Genomic DNA, 15,677 nt, shown 5'->3' with positions numbered 1-15,677 from the left:
CCGCCCGACAGGCCGACGTGCTCGACGATCTCGAACGCCTACCGGACGGTCTGCAGACGATGCTGTCGCGGATCTTCCTGCTCGACCGTGAGGGCGAGGGTACGCTCCTCTCCGGTGGGCAGTGGCAGCGCCTAGCTCTCGCCCGGGCCTACTTCGCCGACGGGGGGCTGCTGCTGCTGGACGAGCCGACGGCAACCCTCGACGCCGACGCGGAACAGCGACTCGCCTGTGCCTTGGCCGAGTCGAGCGTCGCGCGTACATCGATCGTCGTCTCCCACCGATTCTCGACCGCCCGGATGGCCGACCGGATCGTGGTCGTGGAAGACGGCGTCGTGTCCGAAGAAGGGTCACACGACGAGTTGCTCGCGAGAGGCGGCACCTATGCGCGCATGTACAACAAGCAGAGTGCCGCCTATCGGTAGTCGGCGGTGGAAGGAGCTGAGATGAACGGCAGGCGAGGGAAGGACACCGTCCTGATCGTCAGCGCCCGCGGTGACGCTCACGTCGATGACGTCATGAAGGAGCTGCTCAAGAGCACGACCGACGCCGTCGTCCTGTACTCCGAGGATCTCACGATGGACGTCTCGCTCGGCTTCTCGCTGGAACCGCGTTCAGAGTCGATGTGGAACTGGTCGATGGTCTTCCATCACGGTGGCCTCGTCGACGACGGCACGGTGAAGTCGGTGTGGTGGCGGAAGCCGAGCCACTACTACGGCCTACCGCCCGACCTCTCCGCGCAGGAGCGGGAGTTCGGCAAGGGTGAGTTCGACCAGTTCTTCGGCTCGGTGTGGTCCTTGCTCGAGACCTATTGGATGAACCACCCCGAGAAGAATCGCGCCGCGGCCTGGAAGCTGGAGCAGCTGGTTCGCGCGAAGCGCATGGGTGCAACGGTCCCGAGGACGATCGTCAGCAACTCACCGGAGGCAGTTGCGAGCTTCTACGAGGAGTGCAACGGGAAGATCGTCTACAAGGTGATGACGGACCCCTTGCTCGGCGCCGTCGCCCTCTCGGAGAAGTCGCCGAACGCCGAGATCGACGCGCTCCGTGAGACGAAGACCACTGCGATCGGACCGTCCGAACTCGAAGAGCTGGGTGGGGTGCGTCTGGTTCCCGGACTCTTCCAGGAGCACGTGCCGAAGCGATGCGAGTATCGCGTCACGATCATCGGTGATGAGATCTTCGCAGCGAGGATCGACTCCCAGGCGGCCGACGGCACCAAGGTCGACTGGCGGAACTGGACCAAGGGCGGGCTCGACATTCCCTATTCAGCCGCCATTCTCCGGCCAGAGACCGAGCAGCTCTGTCGGGACTTGACCACCAGCTATGGGCTGCAGTTCGCCGCGATAGACCTCGTCGAGACCCCTGACGGCGACGATGTCTTCCTGGAGTTGAATCCAAACGGCCAGTTCATCTGGGTCGAGAAGTTGGCGCCCGAGTTGAAGATGACGTCCGCGCTCGCCGCAGCGCTCCTACGCGGATCGAGCACGTAGCTCGGCACGGTCCGACGCACCGAGGGGAGTTCCACATGCCAAACCAGCAAGGTGAGTTGGAGCAGGAGATCGGTCACCCGGTGGCCCTCGTGCACGCTCCGCTGGAAGACCAAGCGGTGCGGATGCTGTACGAGTGTCTTCGTCGGCTCGGCCCGACGGGTCGACTCGGACTGGTGCTGAACACCGTCGGAGGATCGGTGTCCGCGGCCAGACGGCTCGTCCTGATCGCCCGTGAGTTCTGCGACGTGCTCGTCGTCTTGGTGCCCTACAAGGCACGGTCTGCGGGCACACTCGTCTGCCTCGGCGCCGACGAGCTCGTGCTCGGACGTATGGCCGAGCTGAGTCCGATCGATGCCCAGATCTCGTCGGCGCCCCAGGCGCAACCGCGTGGCCCCGGCGAGATCGGTGCCGAAGACGTCAAAGCCTTCCGCAATCTCGCTCAGGAGTGGTTCGACGTCACTCGACCTGAGGATCGGATCCAGGTCCTGGCGTTGCTCGCCCAGGCTGTCTTCCCACCGACGCTCGGCTACGCCTACCGGGTGACCAGCTACACGAGACGTGTCGCGACGGAGCTGCTGCGCCATCAGATCCCAGGTGCCGAGCCGTGCGAGCTCGAGGCGACGATCGACCTGCTGATGGGAGCATCGACGGTTCACGACGCGCAGTTCACCCGCTCGGACGCCGTCGCGATGGGCCTGAACGTGGTCGAACCGTCCGAGAAGGTGGAACGGCTGATCTGGGACCTCGTGCAGGGCGCTCAGCATGCGATGGCGCGAGATGAGACGTTGAACGGCATCGTCGCGCGTGCTGAGTTCCGGGCGCAGCGACGGTCGGTTCAAGTGGAATCGGCATCGCAGGACTCGTCGCCGCACGGTCGCCTCCTCGTTCACGAGACGAACTGGGAGCTGACCGAGACATAGATGGCTCGTGAGAGAACGGAGGATCTTGTGGAAACATCAATGCACGTCTCGTTGCTGCTTCAGAGTGCGATCGGCTGGGCATTCGCGATATCGCTCGCTTCGAAGGTTTTTAGCGTCAGCCGGTTCAGACGTTTCGTCGCCACGATCACTGCCTTTCGCATCCTGGATGCGCGATCGAGCATGCCGACCGCCGCGGCGCTCGTGGGTGTGGAGATCTTGATCATCGCACTGCTTCTCCGCCGGCCCGGTACCTGGACGACGTCGATCGGCCTCGTGGCGGGCATCGCGCTCCTACTCGCCTACTCGGTCGCGCTCCTCTCGGTCCTTGGCCGGCGCCTTCGGATCGGCTGCAATTGCTTCGGATCGAGCACCGATCTCGTGTCTGGATACGACGTCGCACGCAACGGCCTGTTGATCAGCTGCGGTGTGGGTGCTCTTCTGGTGGGCCGGCACGCCAGCGGGCCGCTGCTCTTCTGGCCGTCGCTGCTCTCCGCCGCAATGGGATTGGCGCTCGTGGTCGTCGTCATCAACGCGCGAACCCTCGTCGAGACGCTGCTCGGGTCCTACTCCCTCGACTCGCCCAGAGTTCGCGATGACCACCTGTCGGGAGCAGCGCATGGATGACTTCTACGTCGCAAGCCTCGTGGCGTTGTGGGGACTGGTTCTCGTCAACCTGGGCATGCTCATCCGCGTGATGGTCTGGATCAGGCAGCGCAACGCCGAACGCCTACGGTACGTCAAGCAGCAGCGGGACGAGTTGCCGATCGGCGAACCTGCGCCCGACTTCCGTGCGAAGTCGATCGACGGGCGGCTCGTGAGCAGCGACGACTTCCGCGGCAGGCGCGTGGCCTTTGTCTTCGTGTCGCCCCTCTGCAACGAGTGCGGCAAAGCGATCCCGGACGTCCAGCAACTCGCACCGAAGGCCAAGGAGGCCGATGGTGTGGAGTTCGTCCTCGTGAGTGACATGGAGGTGATGGAAACGACGTCGTGGCTCGACCTGCTGGAGTCCCGCGACGGCGTGACGGTGGAGCTCCCCGTCCTCGTGGTCGCGGCGGCCCAGTCGAGCTTCGTCGAGACCTACAACCCGAGTGGAGGCACGCCCGCGTTCGTGTTGGTCGACGAGTTCGGAGTCGTGCGAGCTCGGTCACTCCTGGTCGCGCCCGAGTGGGTCGAGTGGCGGCGGAACTGGGAGGGCTATCGTCGCCTGGCTCCGTGGATGGGCAGCTGATCCCTGGGTGTGGGTTCGGCCCGAGGCGCGTGGCCGCGATCCGGGCGGTGAGTTCCACGGAGTGGCCGCACTCGCTCGACGTCGACCTCGACGCTCGTGGGTGCACGCGCAACGGCCCGGCACGAGGCCGGGCCGTCGAGTCGGTCAGCAGACGTGGTCGCGTGTGCGGTCAGGGCTCGATGAAGATGCACTCGCCGGGGCACTCCTCGGCGGATTCGATGACGGCGTCGAGCTGGCTGTCGGGGAACTCGGCGAGCCCCTCGGCGCCCTGCGGGTTGCCCTTCGCCTCCGCGAAGATCTTGTCGCCCTCGACCACGTAGGCCAGGCCGTCGTCGAGCAGGACGAACACGTCGGGGGCGATTTCCTCGCACAGACCGTCGCCGGTGCAGAGATCCTGGTCGATCCAGACCTTCATGTGATTTCGTGTCTCCTTGCAGAGGTGTGATGGTGAGGACGAGTTTACCCGGAGCTGGTCGTGGAAACATGCATGATGCTGCGACGCGAACCGATCGGTGTAAGTTCCGGATCGATCGCTCCACCGGCCCGGGGAGGTAGCTGTGGCGAAACCGGACGAGACACACGACGAGGCCGAACAGGCCATCGCCGACGCGGCCGCGCTCGAGGCGCAGGTCGCAGTGCTCGGCGAGGAGAACGCCCACCTCCGCTCGCGCCTGGCCGACACGCCGAATCGCGTGCGTGCGCTCGAGGAGCGGCTGCTCGAGACCAAGGGCCAACTCGCGCAGACGACGGCGCAGAACGAGAAGCTGAGCTACACGCTCCGCGAGGCCCGCGAGCACATCGCGACGCTGCGCGACGAGGTCGACAAGCTGACGCAGCCGCCGTCTGCGTACGGCGTCGTGGTCGGCAAGAACGATGACGGCACCGTCGACGTCCAGAGCAGCGGCCGGAAGATGAAGGTGCAGCTGCACCCCGAGATCGAACACGAGCTGCTCGACCTCGGCGCCGAGGTGGCGCTCAACGAGTCGTTCAACGTGATCGAGGCCCGCCATCCCGAGATCACCGGCGAGGTCGTGACCCTGAAAGAGGTCATGGAGGACGGCGTGCGCGCCGTCGTCATCGGCCGCGCCGACGAGGAGCGCGTCTGCGAGCTCGCCAGTGTGATCCGCGGCATGCGACTCCGCAACGGCGACATGATGCGGCTCGACCCGCGCACGAACCTGCTGCTCGAGAAGCTGCCCCGCCCCGAGGTCGAGGACCTGCTGCTCGAGGAGGTGCCCGACATCTCGTACCAGGACATCGGCGGTCTCGACGACCAGATCGAGGCGATCGCCGACGCCGTCGAGCTGCCGTTCCTCCATCAGGAGCTGTTCGCCGAGCATCGCCTGCCCGCACCGAAGGGCATCCTGCTGTACGGGCCGCCGGGTTGCGGCAAGACGCTGATCGCGAAGGCGGTCGCCAACTCGCTGGCGAAGAAGGTGGCCGACAAGATCGGCGAAGGCAAGGGCCGCTCGTACTTCATCAACATCAAGGGGCCCGAGCTCCTCAACAAGTACGTCGGTGAGACCGAACGCCAGATCCGGTTGGTGTTCCAGCGGGCACGCGAGAAGAGCGAGGAGGGCTGGCCCGTCATCGTGTTCTTCGACGAGATGGACTCGATGTTCCGAACCCGCGGTTCGGGCATCAGCTCCGACATGGAGTCGACGATCGTGCCCCAGCTGCTCGCCGAGATCGACGGCGTCGAGGGTCTCCGCAACGTCATCGTCATCGGTGCGACCAACCGCGAAGACCTGATCGACCCGGCGATCCTGCGGCCCGGCCGACTCGACGTGAAGATCAAGATCGAGCGCCCGTCGGCCGACGCCGCGACCCAGATCTTCGCCCGCTACCTGACCGACGAGATCCCGATCGCCGACGGCGAGGAGGTGCCCGACATGATCGCGGCCACGGTCGACGAGATGTACCGCGACGACGACGCCAACCGGTTCCTCGAGGTGACCTACCAGAACGGCGACAAGGAGATCCTCTACTACAAGGACTTCGCGTCCGGCGCGATGATCGAGAACATCGTTCGGCGCGCGAAGAAGCTGGCGATCAAGCGGGTCATCGGCGGCGGGTCGAGCGGGGTGTGCACCGAGGACCTCGTCGCGTCGATCAAGCAGGAGTACAAGGAGCACGAGGACCTGCCGAACACCACCAACCCCGACGACTGGGCGAAGATCTCCGGCAAGAAGGGCGAACGCATCGTCTTCATCCGCACGCTCATCAGCGAGGAGACCGACGAGGGTCCGATGGGCGGTCGCAGCATCGAGCAGGTGCAGACCGGGCAGTACCTCTAGGCGGGGGTCACCGCCGTGGACGGGGTCACCGACCAGCTGCTGCTGCCTCGAACGTGGCGGTCGATCGTCCGGATCATCGTCTTCGTGTCCTCGATGGTCCTGCTGGCCGCACTCGTGGTCGGTGGTGGGCTCCCGACGTGGTTGCGAGTGGTCTGTGCGCTGGCCGTGCTCGTCGGCCTCCGCGAGATCGTCGACTACGCGATCTGCGCCCGTCACTGGCGCGTCGAGGGCGATGACGTCCACCTGCCGCGCCTGGGCGATCGCGACCGGGTCATGCGGGGGGTCGCCACGACGATCGACCTCGACCCGCGCACCCGTTCGACGTTGCTGCGAGTCGTCGACGACGAGAGCACTCGGTTGATCCCCGCCAACATCCTCGTGAGCCCACGAGACATCCGGCGGTGGCTCAGGGACTTCCCGGTCGAGTCCTGACGCGGCCGCTCGCCCTGCTCCGTGCTCAGGCGGACGGGCCGACCACCGCCGCAGGCCACCATGTTCCCCCGGCGCAGCGCTCCCGTGGCGAACGCGTGAGCGCCGGGCCGGGTGCTGCACCGTGCCAGATGGTGGCTCGTGAACGAGGCTCGGGGAACGCCGGCGTGCGCAGCCGCCGCAGTGTCCGCAGCGTCATCCCCCCGGCCTCGGGTTAGGGTTCCGCCATGGCGATCCCGAAGGTCTGCGGCATCGAGACCGAGTACGGCATCGTCGTCCGCGGCGCCGACAACAACCCCGTCTCGGCGTCGTCGCTGCTCATCAACGCCTACGTCAACGCGACGTCGCGGAAGGTCGGGTGGGACTTCGAGGACGAGACGCCGGCGAACGATGCACGCGGCTTCAACCTCGACGACATCTTCGCCCCCGAGATCGAGACGTCGCTCGTCAACGCCGTGCTGCCGAACGGCGCCCGGTACTACGTCGATCACGCCCACCCCGAGATCTCGATCCCCGAGGTCACCACCGCCGCCGAGGCGGTTGTCTGGGACCGCGCAGCCGACGAGATCGTCAGGGCGTCGATGGCGTACGCCGCCGACGTGCTCGGCGACGGCGCCGAGCTCGTGGTCCACAAGAACAACTCCGACGGCAAGGGCAACAGCTACGGCTGCCACGAGAACTACCTCATGAGCCGCGAGACGCCGTTCGGTCGGATCGCCAGCCAGATCACCCCGCACTTCGTGACGCGGCAGGTCTTCTGCGGTGCCGGCAAGGTGGGTTGCGAGCAGCCGAACCGACGGCCAGGTGACGTCGTCTACCAGCTGAGTCAGCGGGCCGACTTCTTCGAAGAGGAGGTCGGGCTCGAGACCACGCTGAAGCGCCCGATCGTCAACACCCGCGACGAGCCGCACTGCGACTCACAGAAGTACCGCCGCCTCCACGTGATCGTCGGCGATGCGAACATGAGCGAGGTCGCGACGTACCTCAAGGTGGGCACGACGTCGATCGTGCTGGGGATGATCGAGGACGACCAGCTCGGCGACGACCTGTTGCTGGGACAGCCCGTTCCTGCGATCCGCCAGGTGAGCCACGACCCGACGCTCAAGCGGACGATCATGCTGCGCGACGGCAGCCGGGCCACGGCGCTCGAGATCCAGTGGGGCCTGCTCGAGCGGGCGCAGAAGTACGAGCAGACACACGGGCTCGCCATCGTCGGCGAGGCCGTGGGCGCCGACCTGCTCGAGCGGTGGGAGGCGGTGCTCTCGGGCCTCGAGCGCGATGTCGATTCGGTCGCCCACTGGGTCGACTGGGTCGCCAAGCAACGCCTCGTCAGTGGGTTCCGTGAGCGGCACGACCTCCCCGCCGACTCGGCCAAGCTCAAGGCGATCGACCTGCAGTATCACGACCTCCGCCCCGAACGTTGCCTCGCGCTGCGAGCCGGGCTCGACACCATGGTCGATCCCGCCGCTGCGACCGACGCCATGACCCAGCCGCCCACGACGACGCGGGCCTACTTCCGGGGTCGTTGCCTGCAGAAGTTCCCCGACGACATCGTTGCCGCCAACTGGGACTCGCTGGTGTTCGACGTCGGCCGCGACCCGCTGCGGCGCGTCCCGATGCTCGAACCATTGCGTGGGACCGCCGATCACGTGGGTAGCTTGATCGACGACAGCGACTCCGTCACCGAGCTGCTCGACCGGCTCGGTGCATAGGGAGGGATCGAGATGGCCGAACGAACCCACAAGCAGAAGCCGACACCCGAACGCACCGAAGAGGTCGTCGAAGAAGCCGCGCCGGCGACCAGCGAGTCGGGCGAGAAGCTGAAGGCCGAGCTCGACGACCTGCTCGACGAGATCGACGAGGTGCTCGAGACCAACGCCGAGGACTTCGTCAAGTCGTACGTCCAGAAGGGCGGTCAGTAACCGGTGGCGATGCCGTTCTTCGAACCCGGCGACGACCCGGGTTCGAACTTCCCCGAACTGCTGCGTCGCGTCGGCATCGGGTCGGATCCATCGACCGGCGACGGTGACCTCGAGGTCCCGCACGCCACCACGTGTGTCGCCCTGCGCTACTCCGATGGCGTGGTGATGGCCGGCGACCGGCGCGCCACGTCGGGCAACCTCATCAGTCATCGTTCGATGGAGAAGGTCGTTCAGGCCGACAGCTTCAGCGGTGTCGCCATCGCGGGGGCCGCAGGTCCGGCGATGGAGATGATCCGGCTCTTCCAGCTGCAACTCGAGCACTACGAGAAGGTCGAGGGCTCGCCGCTCAGCCTCGAGGGCAAGGCCAATCAGCTCTCGATGATGGTTCGCGGCAACCTGCCAGCAGCGATGCAGGGCATGGTCGTCGTGCCGCTGTTCGCCGGCTACGACCTCCAGCGCGACGTCGGTCGACTGTGGGCCTACGACGTCACCGGCGGCCGCTACGAAGAGCGTGAGTACGTCGCCACCGGCTCGGGCAGCATGCACGCCGGCACGGTGATCAAGGTCGGGTTCCGCGGCGACCTGAGCCGCGACGACGCGATCGACCTCGCTGTGAAGAGCCTCTGGGAGGCGGCCGACGCCGATTCGGCCACCGGTGGGCCCGACGCGCTGCGCGGCATCTACCCGATCGTCGCCACGGTCACCGCCGACGGCTGGCAACCGGTCGACGACGACGACCTGGCACCGCGGTTCCAGCGACTCGCGTCCGAGGTGCAGGCGCGATGACGGCCTCATCGGCTCCGCTGCGTCGGCGGCGTACTCCTCCGGTCATCGCCGATCGGGGGCTGCGATGACGACACCGTTCTACGTCGCACCCGAGCAGGTGATGAAGGATCGGGCCGACTACGCCCGGAAGGGCATCGCCCGAGGCCGCGCCCTCGTCGCCATCCGGTACACCGAAGGCATCGCGATCATCGCCGAGAACCCGTCCGAGACGCTCCGCAAGGTGAGCGAGATCTACGACCGCATCGCCTTCGCCGGCGTCGGGAAGTACAACGAGTTCGATCAGCTCCGCGTCGCCGGCATCCGCGCCGCCGACCTCAAGGGCTACCAGTACTCCCGCGACGACGTCGACGCCCGCACGCTGGCCAACCAGTACGCGCAGATCCTCGGCAACATCTTCACCCACGAGATGAAGCCGATGGAGGTCGAGATCCTCGTCGCCGAGGTCGGTCTCGAGGCCGACGGCGATCAGATGTTCCACATCCTCTACGACGGCACGGTGATGGATCAGCGCGACACCGCGGTGCTCGGCGGCGACGCCGATGCCATCAACGAGCGACTGCAGGCCGGCTTCACGGCCGGTCTCGAGTTGGACGCGGCGGTGCGCCTCGGCGTCGAGTCGCTGAGCGGATCCGAGCGCGAGCTGCCGCCGGCCGAGCTCGAGGTCGCCGCGCTGATCCGCGGCAACGGCCGGCGCTGCTTCCGGCGTGTCGACGACGAGCGCGTCACGGCGATCCTGGCCGAGGGCTGACCTCGACGGGCCGTGGCCCCGTCTACGCTCGCCACCGTGACCGCGATCGACCTCAACGGAGACATCGGCGCGTCGTTCGGGACGTGGGCACACGGCGCCGACGAGTCGATGCTCGAGCTGGTCAGCAGTGCCAACGTGGCCTGCGGGTTCCACGCCGGGGATCCGTCGGCGATGCGGCGCGCGTGCCATGGCGCCGCCGATCGGAACGTCACGATCGGTGCGCTGGTCGCGTACCCGGACCTGCAGGGCTTCGGGCGTCGCTTCATCGACATCGACCCGGGCGAGCTCCGTGATGCGGTGCTCTATCAGCTCGGGGCCCTCGACGGCTTCGCTCAGGTCGCCGGCGCCGGGGTCGGCTACGTCAAGCCGCACGCCGCGCTGTACGACGCCTGCCTCACGCGGCCCGAGCACGCCGAGGCGGTCGGTGAGGCGGCGCACGAGTTCGACCCGTCGCTGGCGGTGCTGGGTGCAGCGGGCTCGCCGCTCCTCGCCGTCGTCGACGCATTGGGCATGGAACCGGTCGTCGAGGCGTCCGCGCATCTCGCGTACCTCGCAGACGGCCGGCTCGTCCCTCGCAGCGAGCCGGCCGCCCTGGTGACCGAGCCGACGACGGTGGCGAATCGAGCCATTGCGATCGCAACCCGTCGAGAGGTCGAGGCAGTCGACGGCACGACGCTGGCGATACCTGCTCGTTCGATCTGCATCGACGGGCAGACGCCCGGTCTGGTGGCATTGGCGAGGGCGGTTCGAGCCGGCCTCGAAGACGCATCGGTCGGCATCCACGCCTTCGTGGTCTAGGCGGGCGCACGGGGTCGGAGTGGTCGTGACACGGGTCGTCGGTCGGCATCCACACCTTCGTGATCGAGGCGTGCACAACCGATGGGAGTCGTGGTGACCGAGCTCGACGGTTGGCAGTTCTGGATCGACCGTGGCGGGACCTTCACCGACGTGGTTGCACGTCGCCCCGACGGCTCGACGGCGACGCACAAGCTCCTGTCCGAGAACCCCCGCCGCTACGACGACGCGGCCGTGCAGGGAATCCGGGAACTGCTCGATCTCCCCGCCGGCGAGCCGATCCCGTCCGGCGTGGTCGACGTCGTGAAGATGGGGACGACCGTCGCCACCAACGCGTTGCTCGAGCGCGCCGGCGAGCCGACCGTGTTCGTGACGACCCGGGGCTTCGGCGACGCGCTGCGGATCGGCTACCAGGCGCGTCCCGACCTGTTCGCCCTCGACATCGTGCTGCCCGACATGCTGTACAGCCGGGTGATCGAGATCGACGAACGGGTCGCCGCCGATGGCACCGTGCTTCGACCGCTCGACGACGACGAGGTCCGGGCGGCCCTCGGCTCGGCGCGCGACGACGGGTTCTCCTCCGTCGCGATCGCACTGATGCACGGCTATCGGCACACCGAGCACGAGCAGCGCATCGGGTCGATCGCGATCGAGGTCGGGTTCGAGCAGGTGTCGGTGAGCCACGAGGTGAGCCCGCTCATGAAGCTGGTCTCACGGGGGGACACGACGGTCGTCGACGCGTACCTCTCGCCGATCCTGCGTCGGTACGTCCGTCGGGTGGACGAGCGCCTGCGTCCCGAGCAGCACGGGCCGCGGCTGATGTTCATGCAGTCCAACGGCGGGTTGGCCGACGCACATCGCTTCCGGGGCAAGGATGCGCTGCTCTCGGGCCCCGCAGGCGGCGTGGTCGGCATGGTGCGCACCGGTCGGGCGGCCGGCTTCGACCGGCTGATCGGCTTCGACATGGGCGGCACGTCGACCGACGTGTCGCACTTCAGCGGCGAGCTCGAACGCACCTACGAGACCGAGGTTGCGGGCGTCAGGGTCCGGGCCCCGATGATCCACATCCACACCGTCGCGGCAGGGGGCGGCTCGGTCCTCCACTTCGACGGGGCCCGGATGCGGGTCGGCCCCGACTCGGCCGGTGCCGACCCGGGACCGGCGTGCTACGGACGCGGCGGTCCGCTGGCCATCACCGACTGCAACGTCGTGCTGGGCAAGCTCCGACCGGAGTACTTCCCGCGTGCCTTCGGTGCGCGCGGCGACGAGCCGCTCCAGGTGCATGCCGCCCGGGACGCCTTTGCCCGGCTCGCCGCCGAGATCTCCGACGCGACCGGCACGCCGCACGACGTCGACGGGGTCGCCGGCGGCTTCCTCGACATCGCCGTCGACAACATGGCCAACGCGATCAAGAAGATCTCGGTGCAGCGGGGGCACGACATCACCGACTACGCGCTCACGTGCTTCGGCGGCGCAGGCGGCCAGCATGCGTGCCTCGTCGCCGACCGGTTGGGCATCACGCAGGTGCACATCCACCCGCTCGCCGGAGTGCTGTCGGCACTGGGCATCGGGCTGGCCGACGTGCGGCAGGTCTTCGACCACGCGGTGGAGGCGACGCTCAGCGCGTCGTGCCTCGATGCGCTGGCTCCGGCCTGGGAGGCGCTCGAACGGCGGGGGCGAGATGGTCTCAGCGAGCAGGCCGTGCGGGACGAGGACGTCGAACTGGTCCGGCGAGTCGCGCTCCGTTACGCCGGCTCCGACACGACGCTCCACGTCGCGGACGGCGATCTCGCCGAGCTGACGCGGCGGTTCGAAGCGACGCACCTCGGTCGCTTCGGGTTCACGTCGCGGGACCGCGACCTGATCGTCGAGTCCATCCAGGTCGAGGCGGTCGGTTCCGCCGCGGCGGTCGACCTCTCGGGGGTCGCCGCCGCGTCAGGTGAGCCTCGGCTCGGCACGCACCCGACGTCGATGGGCGGCAGATGGGACGACACGCCGTTCTGGGATCGTGCCGCGTTGCGGCCCGGCGCCCTGGTCGACGGGCCGGCGGTCCTGGTCGAGTCCACGGCGACCACCGTGATCGAGCCTGGCTGGCAGGGCCGGGTCACGGCGAACGGCGACCTGATCCTCGAGCGCGTGGAGCCACTGGAGAAGACGGCTGCGATCGGGACCGACGTCGACCCGGTACAGCTCGAGATCTTCAACAATCTGTTCATGAACGTCGCCGAGCAGATGGGTGTCGTGCTCAGCAACACCGCGGCCTCGGTCAACATCAAGGAACGGCTCGACTTCTCGTGTGCCGTGTTCGATGCGACCGGAGATCTCATCGCCAACGCCCCTCACATCCCCGTCCACCTCGGGTCGATGAGCGAGTCGATCAAGTCGATCATCGAGCAGAACCCCGCCATGGGGCCGGGTCAGGTGTTCGTGATGAACGCCCCGTACAACGGTGGTACGCACCTGCCCGACATCACGGTGGTCAAGCCGGTCTTCGGCGAGGATCGATCGACACCGATCTTCTTCGTCGCGTCACGAGGGCATCACGCCGACATCGGTGGGATGACGCCCGGGTCGGCGCCGGCGATCAGCACGTCGGTCGAGCAGGAGGGGGTGCTGATCGACAACTTCCTGCTCATCGCCGATGGCCGGTTCCGCGAGGACGAGCTCCGGCTGCTGCTCGCGTCGGGCCGCTACCCGGCTCGAAACCCCGACCAGAACGTCGCCGACCTCAAGGCCCAGGTCGCGGCCTGCGAGAAGGGCACGACCGAGCTGCTCGAGGTGATCGACCACTACGGCCTCGCCGTCGTCCATGCCTACATGGGGCACGTCATGGACAACGCCGAGGAGTCGGTGCGACGAGTGATCGACGCGCTCAGCGACAGCGAGTTCACCTGCGAGACCGACGACGGTCACCGTGTGTGCGTGACGATCCGGGTCGACCACGGTGCCCGCTCGGCCACCATCGACTTCGCCGGGACGAGCGATACCCACCCGGGCAACTACAACGCGCCCGCCGCCATTGCGCACGCCGCCGTGCTCTACGTGTTCCGCTGCCTCGTCGACGACGACATCCCGCTGAACGCGGGCTCGATGACGCCACTCGAGGTCGTGCTCCCCGAGGCGAGCATGGTCAACCCGCGCCATCCGGCGGCGGTGATCGCCGGCAACGTCGAGACGTCGCAGCTGATCGTCGACACGCTGTTCGGGGCGCTCGGGGTGGTCGCTGCGTCCCAGGGGACGATGAACAACTTCACCTGGGGCAACGACGACCACCAGTTCTACGAGACGATCTGCGGCGGCGCCGGTGCGACGAACCGCCGGGACGGCTGCGATGCCGTGCACACCCACATGACCAACTCGCGGCTCACCGACCCCGAAGTGCTCGAGTGGCGACATCCCGTCCTCGTCGAGGCGTTCCACATCCGGCGTGGCTCCGGAGGCGCAGGCGCCCACCGTGGCGGCGACGGCGTCGTGCGACGCGTCCGGTTCGGCGAGCCGATGCAGGTCAACATCCTGTCCTCGCGCCGGGTCGTCGAACCGTACGGCGTCGCTGGCGGGCGCCCCGGCGCGGTGGGCCGGAACCGGGTCCTGCGCGCCGACGGCACGGCGGTCGAACTGGCCGGCAACGCGCAGGTCGATGTCGAGACCGGTGACCGTTTCGAGATCGAGACACCGGGAGGCGGCGGGTTCGGCGCACCGAGTTGACACCTCGGTGGGACCCGCATCCGGGTGCCGATGTAGCTTCTCCACACCGGTTTCACTCGACCCCTGGGGGTGGTTGACATGTCCGACCGTCTGCGCTTCGGCATCTTCATGGCGCCGTTCCATCGTGCGGGGGAGAACCCCACGCTCGCGATCGAACGGGACCTCGAGCTCGTCGAACACCTCGACAAACTCGGGTGGGACGAGGCGTGGATCGGCGAGCACCACTCGGCCGGCTCGGAGATCATCGCCTCACCGGAGATCTTCATCGCAGCGGCGGCCGAGCGGACCAAGCACATCAAGCTCGGTACCGGCGTGATCTCGGTCGCCTATCACAACCCGTACATGATCGCCGAGCGTGCCGTGCAGCTCGACCACATGACCCGCGGCCGGTTCATGCTGGGGCTCGGCCCCGGTTCGCTGCCGACCGACGCGGTGATGCTCGGCCTCGACCCGACCGAGACGCGCCCGCTGCTCGAAGAGGGGCTCGAGGTGATCATGCAGCTGTTGACCAGCGACGAGCCGGTCACCAGCCAGACCAAGATGTGGAACCTCACCGATGCGCGCCTGCATCTGCGGCCGTACTCGAACCCGTTGTTCGACGTCGCAGTGCCGGCGGTCGCATCGCCGACGGGGCCGCGGCTGGCCGGCAAGCACGGCATCGGCTTGTTGTCGATCGGGGCCACCCAGTCCGAGGGGTTCGACGTGCTCGGACTGCACTGGGACGTGATGGAGGAGCGGGCTGCCAAGTTCGGCACGGCCGCCGACCGTTCGAAGTGGCGCCTCGTCGGCCTGATGCACATCGCCGAGACCCGCGAGCAGGCGTACCGCGACGTCGAGCACGGCATCGTCCAGTGGTTCGACTACTTCCAGCACACCGCCGCCTTCCCGCAGATGGCTGTCGGCGACTCCGACGCCGTCCGTGGTGCGATCGACTTCGTCAACGAGTCGGGACTCGGGTCGATCGGCACGCCGGACGACGCGATCGAGCAGATCGAGCGTCTCCAGAAGCAGTCCGGCGGCTTCGGCTGCTACATGACCCTGGCGCACGAGTGGGCCAACCCCGCGGCGACACACCGCAGCTACGAGCTGATCGCCCAGGAGGTGTTCCCGCGGCTCCAGGGGCACGCAGCGAGCACGCTCGATGCCAAGGGCCGCGCGCGGGCGGCGCGTGAGCACCTCGCCGAGCGGAACATGCAGGCGGTCACCGACATGATCGAGAAGCACGAGGCCGAACTCTCCGAGTCGGGCTGAGTCGGGCTGAGCTCGTCGATCGCTTCGTTGCCGTCGGCCGCTCGTTGCCCGGAGGCAACTCGGGCGCTCGGCTGCCTTGCGCTCGACGACCTCAGCTCCGACTCAG

General features: G+C 67.7%; 15 protein-coding genes. 14 read left to right on the top strand and 1 reads right to left on the bottom strand.

Going from position 1 to position 15,677, the window contains the following annotated elements; translation table 11 throughout:
• The 5 genes from QNJ12_RS20670 to QNJ12_RS20650 form a co-directional block, all read left to right on the top strand.
• A partial coding sequence (locus QNJ12_RS20670) for an ATP-binding cassette domain-containing protein (RefSeq protein WP_300625568.1) occupies positions 1 to 422 on the top strand: 422 nt, incomplete at its 5' end.
• A 21-nt stretch (positions 423 to 443) separates the two neighbouring features.
• On the top strand, positions 444 to 1,490 hold the full coding sequence (locus QNJ12_RS20665) for a hypothetical protein (protein WP_300625566.1): 1,047 nt from the start codon (positions 444 to 446) through the stop codon (positions 1,488 to 1,490).
• Between the two features lie 35 nt (positions 1,491 to 1,525).
• Entirely contained in the window at positions 1,526 to 2,410 is an 885-nt protein-coding gene (locus QNJ12_RS20660) for a hypothetical protein (protein WP_300625564.1), read from the top strand.
• A 27-nt stretch (positions 2,411 to 2,437) separates the two neighbouring features.
• Complete coding sequence (locus tag QNJ12_RS20655; protein WP_300625561.1) at positions 2,438 to 3,034, top strand: MauE/DoxX family redox-associated membrane protein; 597 nt, start codon at positions 2,438 to 2,440, stop codon at positions 3,032 to 3,034.
• Positions 3,027 to 3,638 (top strand): peroxiredoxin, encoded by a 612-nt coding sequence (locus tag QNJ12_RS20650; protein WP_300625559.1) that lies wholly within the window; start codon positions 3,027 to 3,029, stop codon positions 3,636 to 3,638. Before QNJ12_RS20655 ends, QNJ12_RS20650 begins: the two co-directional genes overlap by 8 nt.
• A 169-nt stretch (positions 3,639 to 3,807) precedes the next feature.
• Here the strand turns inward: QNJ12_RS20650 and QNJ12_RS20645 are convergent, their stop codons facing one another.
• Positions 3,808 to 4,053, bottom strand: coding sequence for a ferredoxin (locus tag QNJ12_RS20645; protein ID WP_300625557.1), 246 nt, complete (start codon positions 4,051 to 4,053; stop codon positions 3,808 to 3,810).
• 184 nt (positions 4,054 to 4,237) lie between these two features.
• On the opposite strand from QNJ12_RS20645, the gene arc reads away from it, so the two are divergent.
• The 9 genes from arc (at position 4,238) to QNJ12_RS20600 (ending at position 15,571) form a co-directional block, all read left to right on the top strand.
• On the top strand, positions 4,238 to 5,935 hold the full coding sequence (gene arc / locus QNJ12_RS20640) for a proteasome ATPase (RefSeq protein ID WP_367281826.1): 1,698 nt from the start codon (positions 4,238 to 4,240) through the stop codon (positions 5,933 to 5,935).
• 15 nt (positions 5,936 to 5,950) lie between these two features.
• Positions 5,951 to 6,367 carry a hypothetical protein gene (locus QNJ12_RS20635; RefSeq protein WP_300625553.1) on the top strand — a complete coding sequence of 139 codons (417 nt, stop codon included), beginning with the start codon at positions 5,951 to 5,953 and terminating at the stop codon, positions 6,365 to 6,367.
• Positions 6,368 to 6,591: 224 nt separating this feature from the next.
• Positions 6,592 to 8,076: a depupylase/deamidase Dop gene (gene dop / locus QNJ12_RS20630; protein WP_300625551.1), complete on the top strand. Its 1,485-nt coding sequence runs from the start codon at positions 6,592 to 6,594 to the stop codon at positions 8,074 to 8,076.
• A gap of 12 nt (positions 8,077 to 8,088) precedes the next feature.
• On the top strand, positions 8,089 to 8,286 hold the full coding sequence (locus tag QNJ12_RS20625) for a ubiquitin-like protein Pup (RefSeq protein ID WP_300625549.1): 198 nt from the start codon (positions 8,089 to 8,091) through the stop codon (positions 8,284 to 8,286).
• A gap of 9 nt (positions 8,287 to 8,295) precedes the next feature.
• On the top strand, positions 8,296 to 9,072 hold the full coding sequence (prcB, locus tag QNJ12_RS20620) for a proteasome subunit beta (RefSeq protein ID WP_300625570.1): 777 nt from the start codon (positions 8,296 to 8,298) through the stop codon (positions 9,070 to 9,072).
• Positions 9,073 to 9,136: 64 nt separating this feature from the next.
• Entirely contained in the window at positions 9,137 to 9,820 is a 684-nt protein-coding gene (gene prcA, locus QNJ12_RS20615; RefSeq protein WP_300625547.1) for a proteasome subunit alpha, read from the top strand.
• 36 nt (positions 9,821 to 9,856) lie between these two features.
• Positions 9,857 to 10,618, top strand: coding sequence for a LamB/YcsF family protein (locus QNJ12_RS20610; protein WP_300625546.1), 762 nt, complete (start codon positions 9,857 to 9,859; stop codon positions 10,616 to 10,618).
• Positions 10,619 to 10,699: 81 nt separating this feature from the next.
• Positions 10,700 to 14,320 carry a hydantoinase B/oxoprolinase family protein gene (locus tag QNJ12_RS20605; RefSeq protein WP_300625544.1) on the top strand — a complete coding sequence of 1,207 codons (3,621 nt, stop codon included), beginning with the start codon at positions 10,700 to 10,702 and terminating at the stop codon, positions 14,318 to 14,320.
• Between the two features lie 78 nt (positions 14,321 to 14,398).
• Complete coding sequence (locus tag QNJ12_RS20600; RefSeq protein ID WP_300625542.1) at positions 14,399 to 15,571, top strand: LLM class flavin-dependent oxidoreductase; 1,173 nt, start codon at positions 14,399 to 14,401, stop codon at positions 15,569 to 15,571.
• The last annotated feature ends 106 nt before the right edge of the window (positions 15,572 to 15,677 follow it).

The sequence above is a fragment of the Ilumatobacter sp. genome (assembly GCF_030065885.1).
Classification (GTDB): domain Bacteria; phylum Actinomycetota; class Acidimicrobiia; order Acidimicrobiales; family Ilumatobacteraceae; genus Ilumatobacter.
This window is presented reverse-complemented; position numbering and strand designations above follow the sequence as displayed.

What these genes read in the sequence shown, in the direction of transcription:
- QNJ12_RS20665 (WP_300625566.1), top strand. Translation starts at nt 444, where the DNA reads ATGAACGGCAGGCGAGGGAAGGACACCGTCCTGATCGTCAGCGCCCGC.
- QNJ12_RS20660 (WP_300625564.1), top strand. Translation starts at nt 1,526, where the DNA reads ATGCCAAACCAGCAAGGTGAGTTGGAGCAGGAGATCGGTCACCCGGTG.
- QNJ12_RS20650 (WP_300625559.1), top strand. Translation starts at nt 3,027, where the DNA reads ATGGATGACTTCTACGTCGCAAGCCTCGTGGCGTTGTGGGGACTGGTT.
- QNJ12_RS20645 (WP_300625557.1), bottom strand. Translation starts at nt 4,053, where the DNA reads ATGAAGGTCTGGATCGACCAGGATCTCTGCACCGGCGACGGTCTGTGC.
- dop (WP_300625551.1), top strand. Translation starts at nt 6,592, where the DNA reads ATGGCGATCCCGAAGGTCTGCGGCATCGAGACCGAGTACGGCATCGTC.
- QNJ12_RS20625 (WP_300625549.1), top strand. Translation starts at nt 8,089, where the DNA reads ATGGCCGAACGAACCCACAAGCAGAAGCCGACACCCGAACGCACCGAA.
- prcB (WP_300625570.1), top strand. Translation starts at nt 8,296, where the DNA reads ATGCCGTTCTTCGAACCCGGCGACGACCCGGGTTCGAACTTCCCCGAA.
- prcA (WP_300625547.1), top strand. Translation starts at nt 9,137, where the DNA reads ATGACGACACCGTTCTACGTCGCACCCGAGCAGGTGATGAAGGATCGG.
- QNJ12_RS20605 (WP_300625544.1), top strand. Translation starts at nt 10,700, where the DNA reads ATGGGAGTCGTGGTGACCGAGCTCGACGGTTGGCAGTTCTGGATCGAC.
- QNJ12_RS20600 (WP_300625542.1), top strand. Translation starts at nt 14,399, where the DNA reads ATGTCCGACCGTCTGCGCTTCGGCATCTTCATGGCGCCGTTCCATCGT.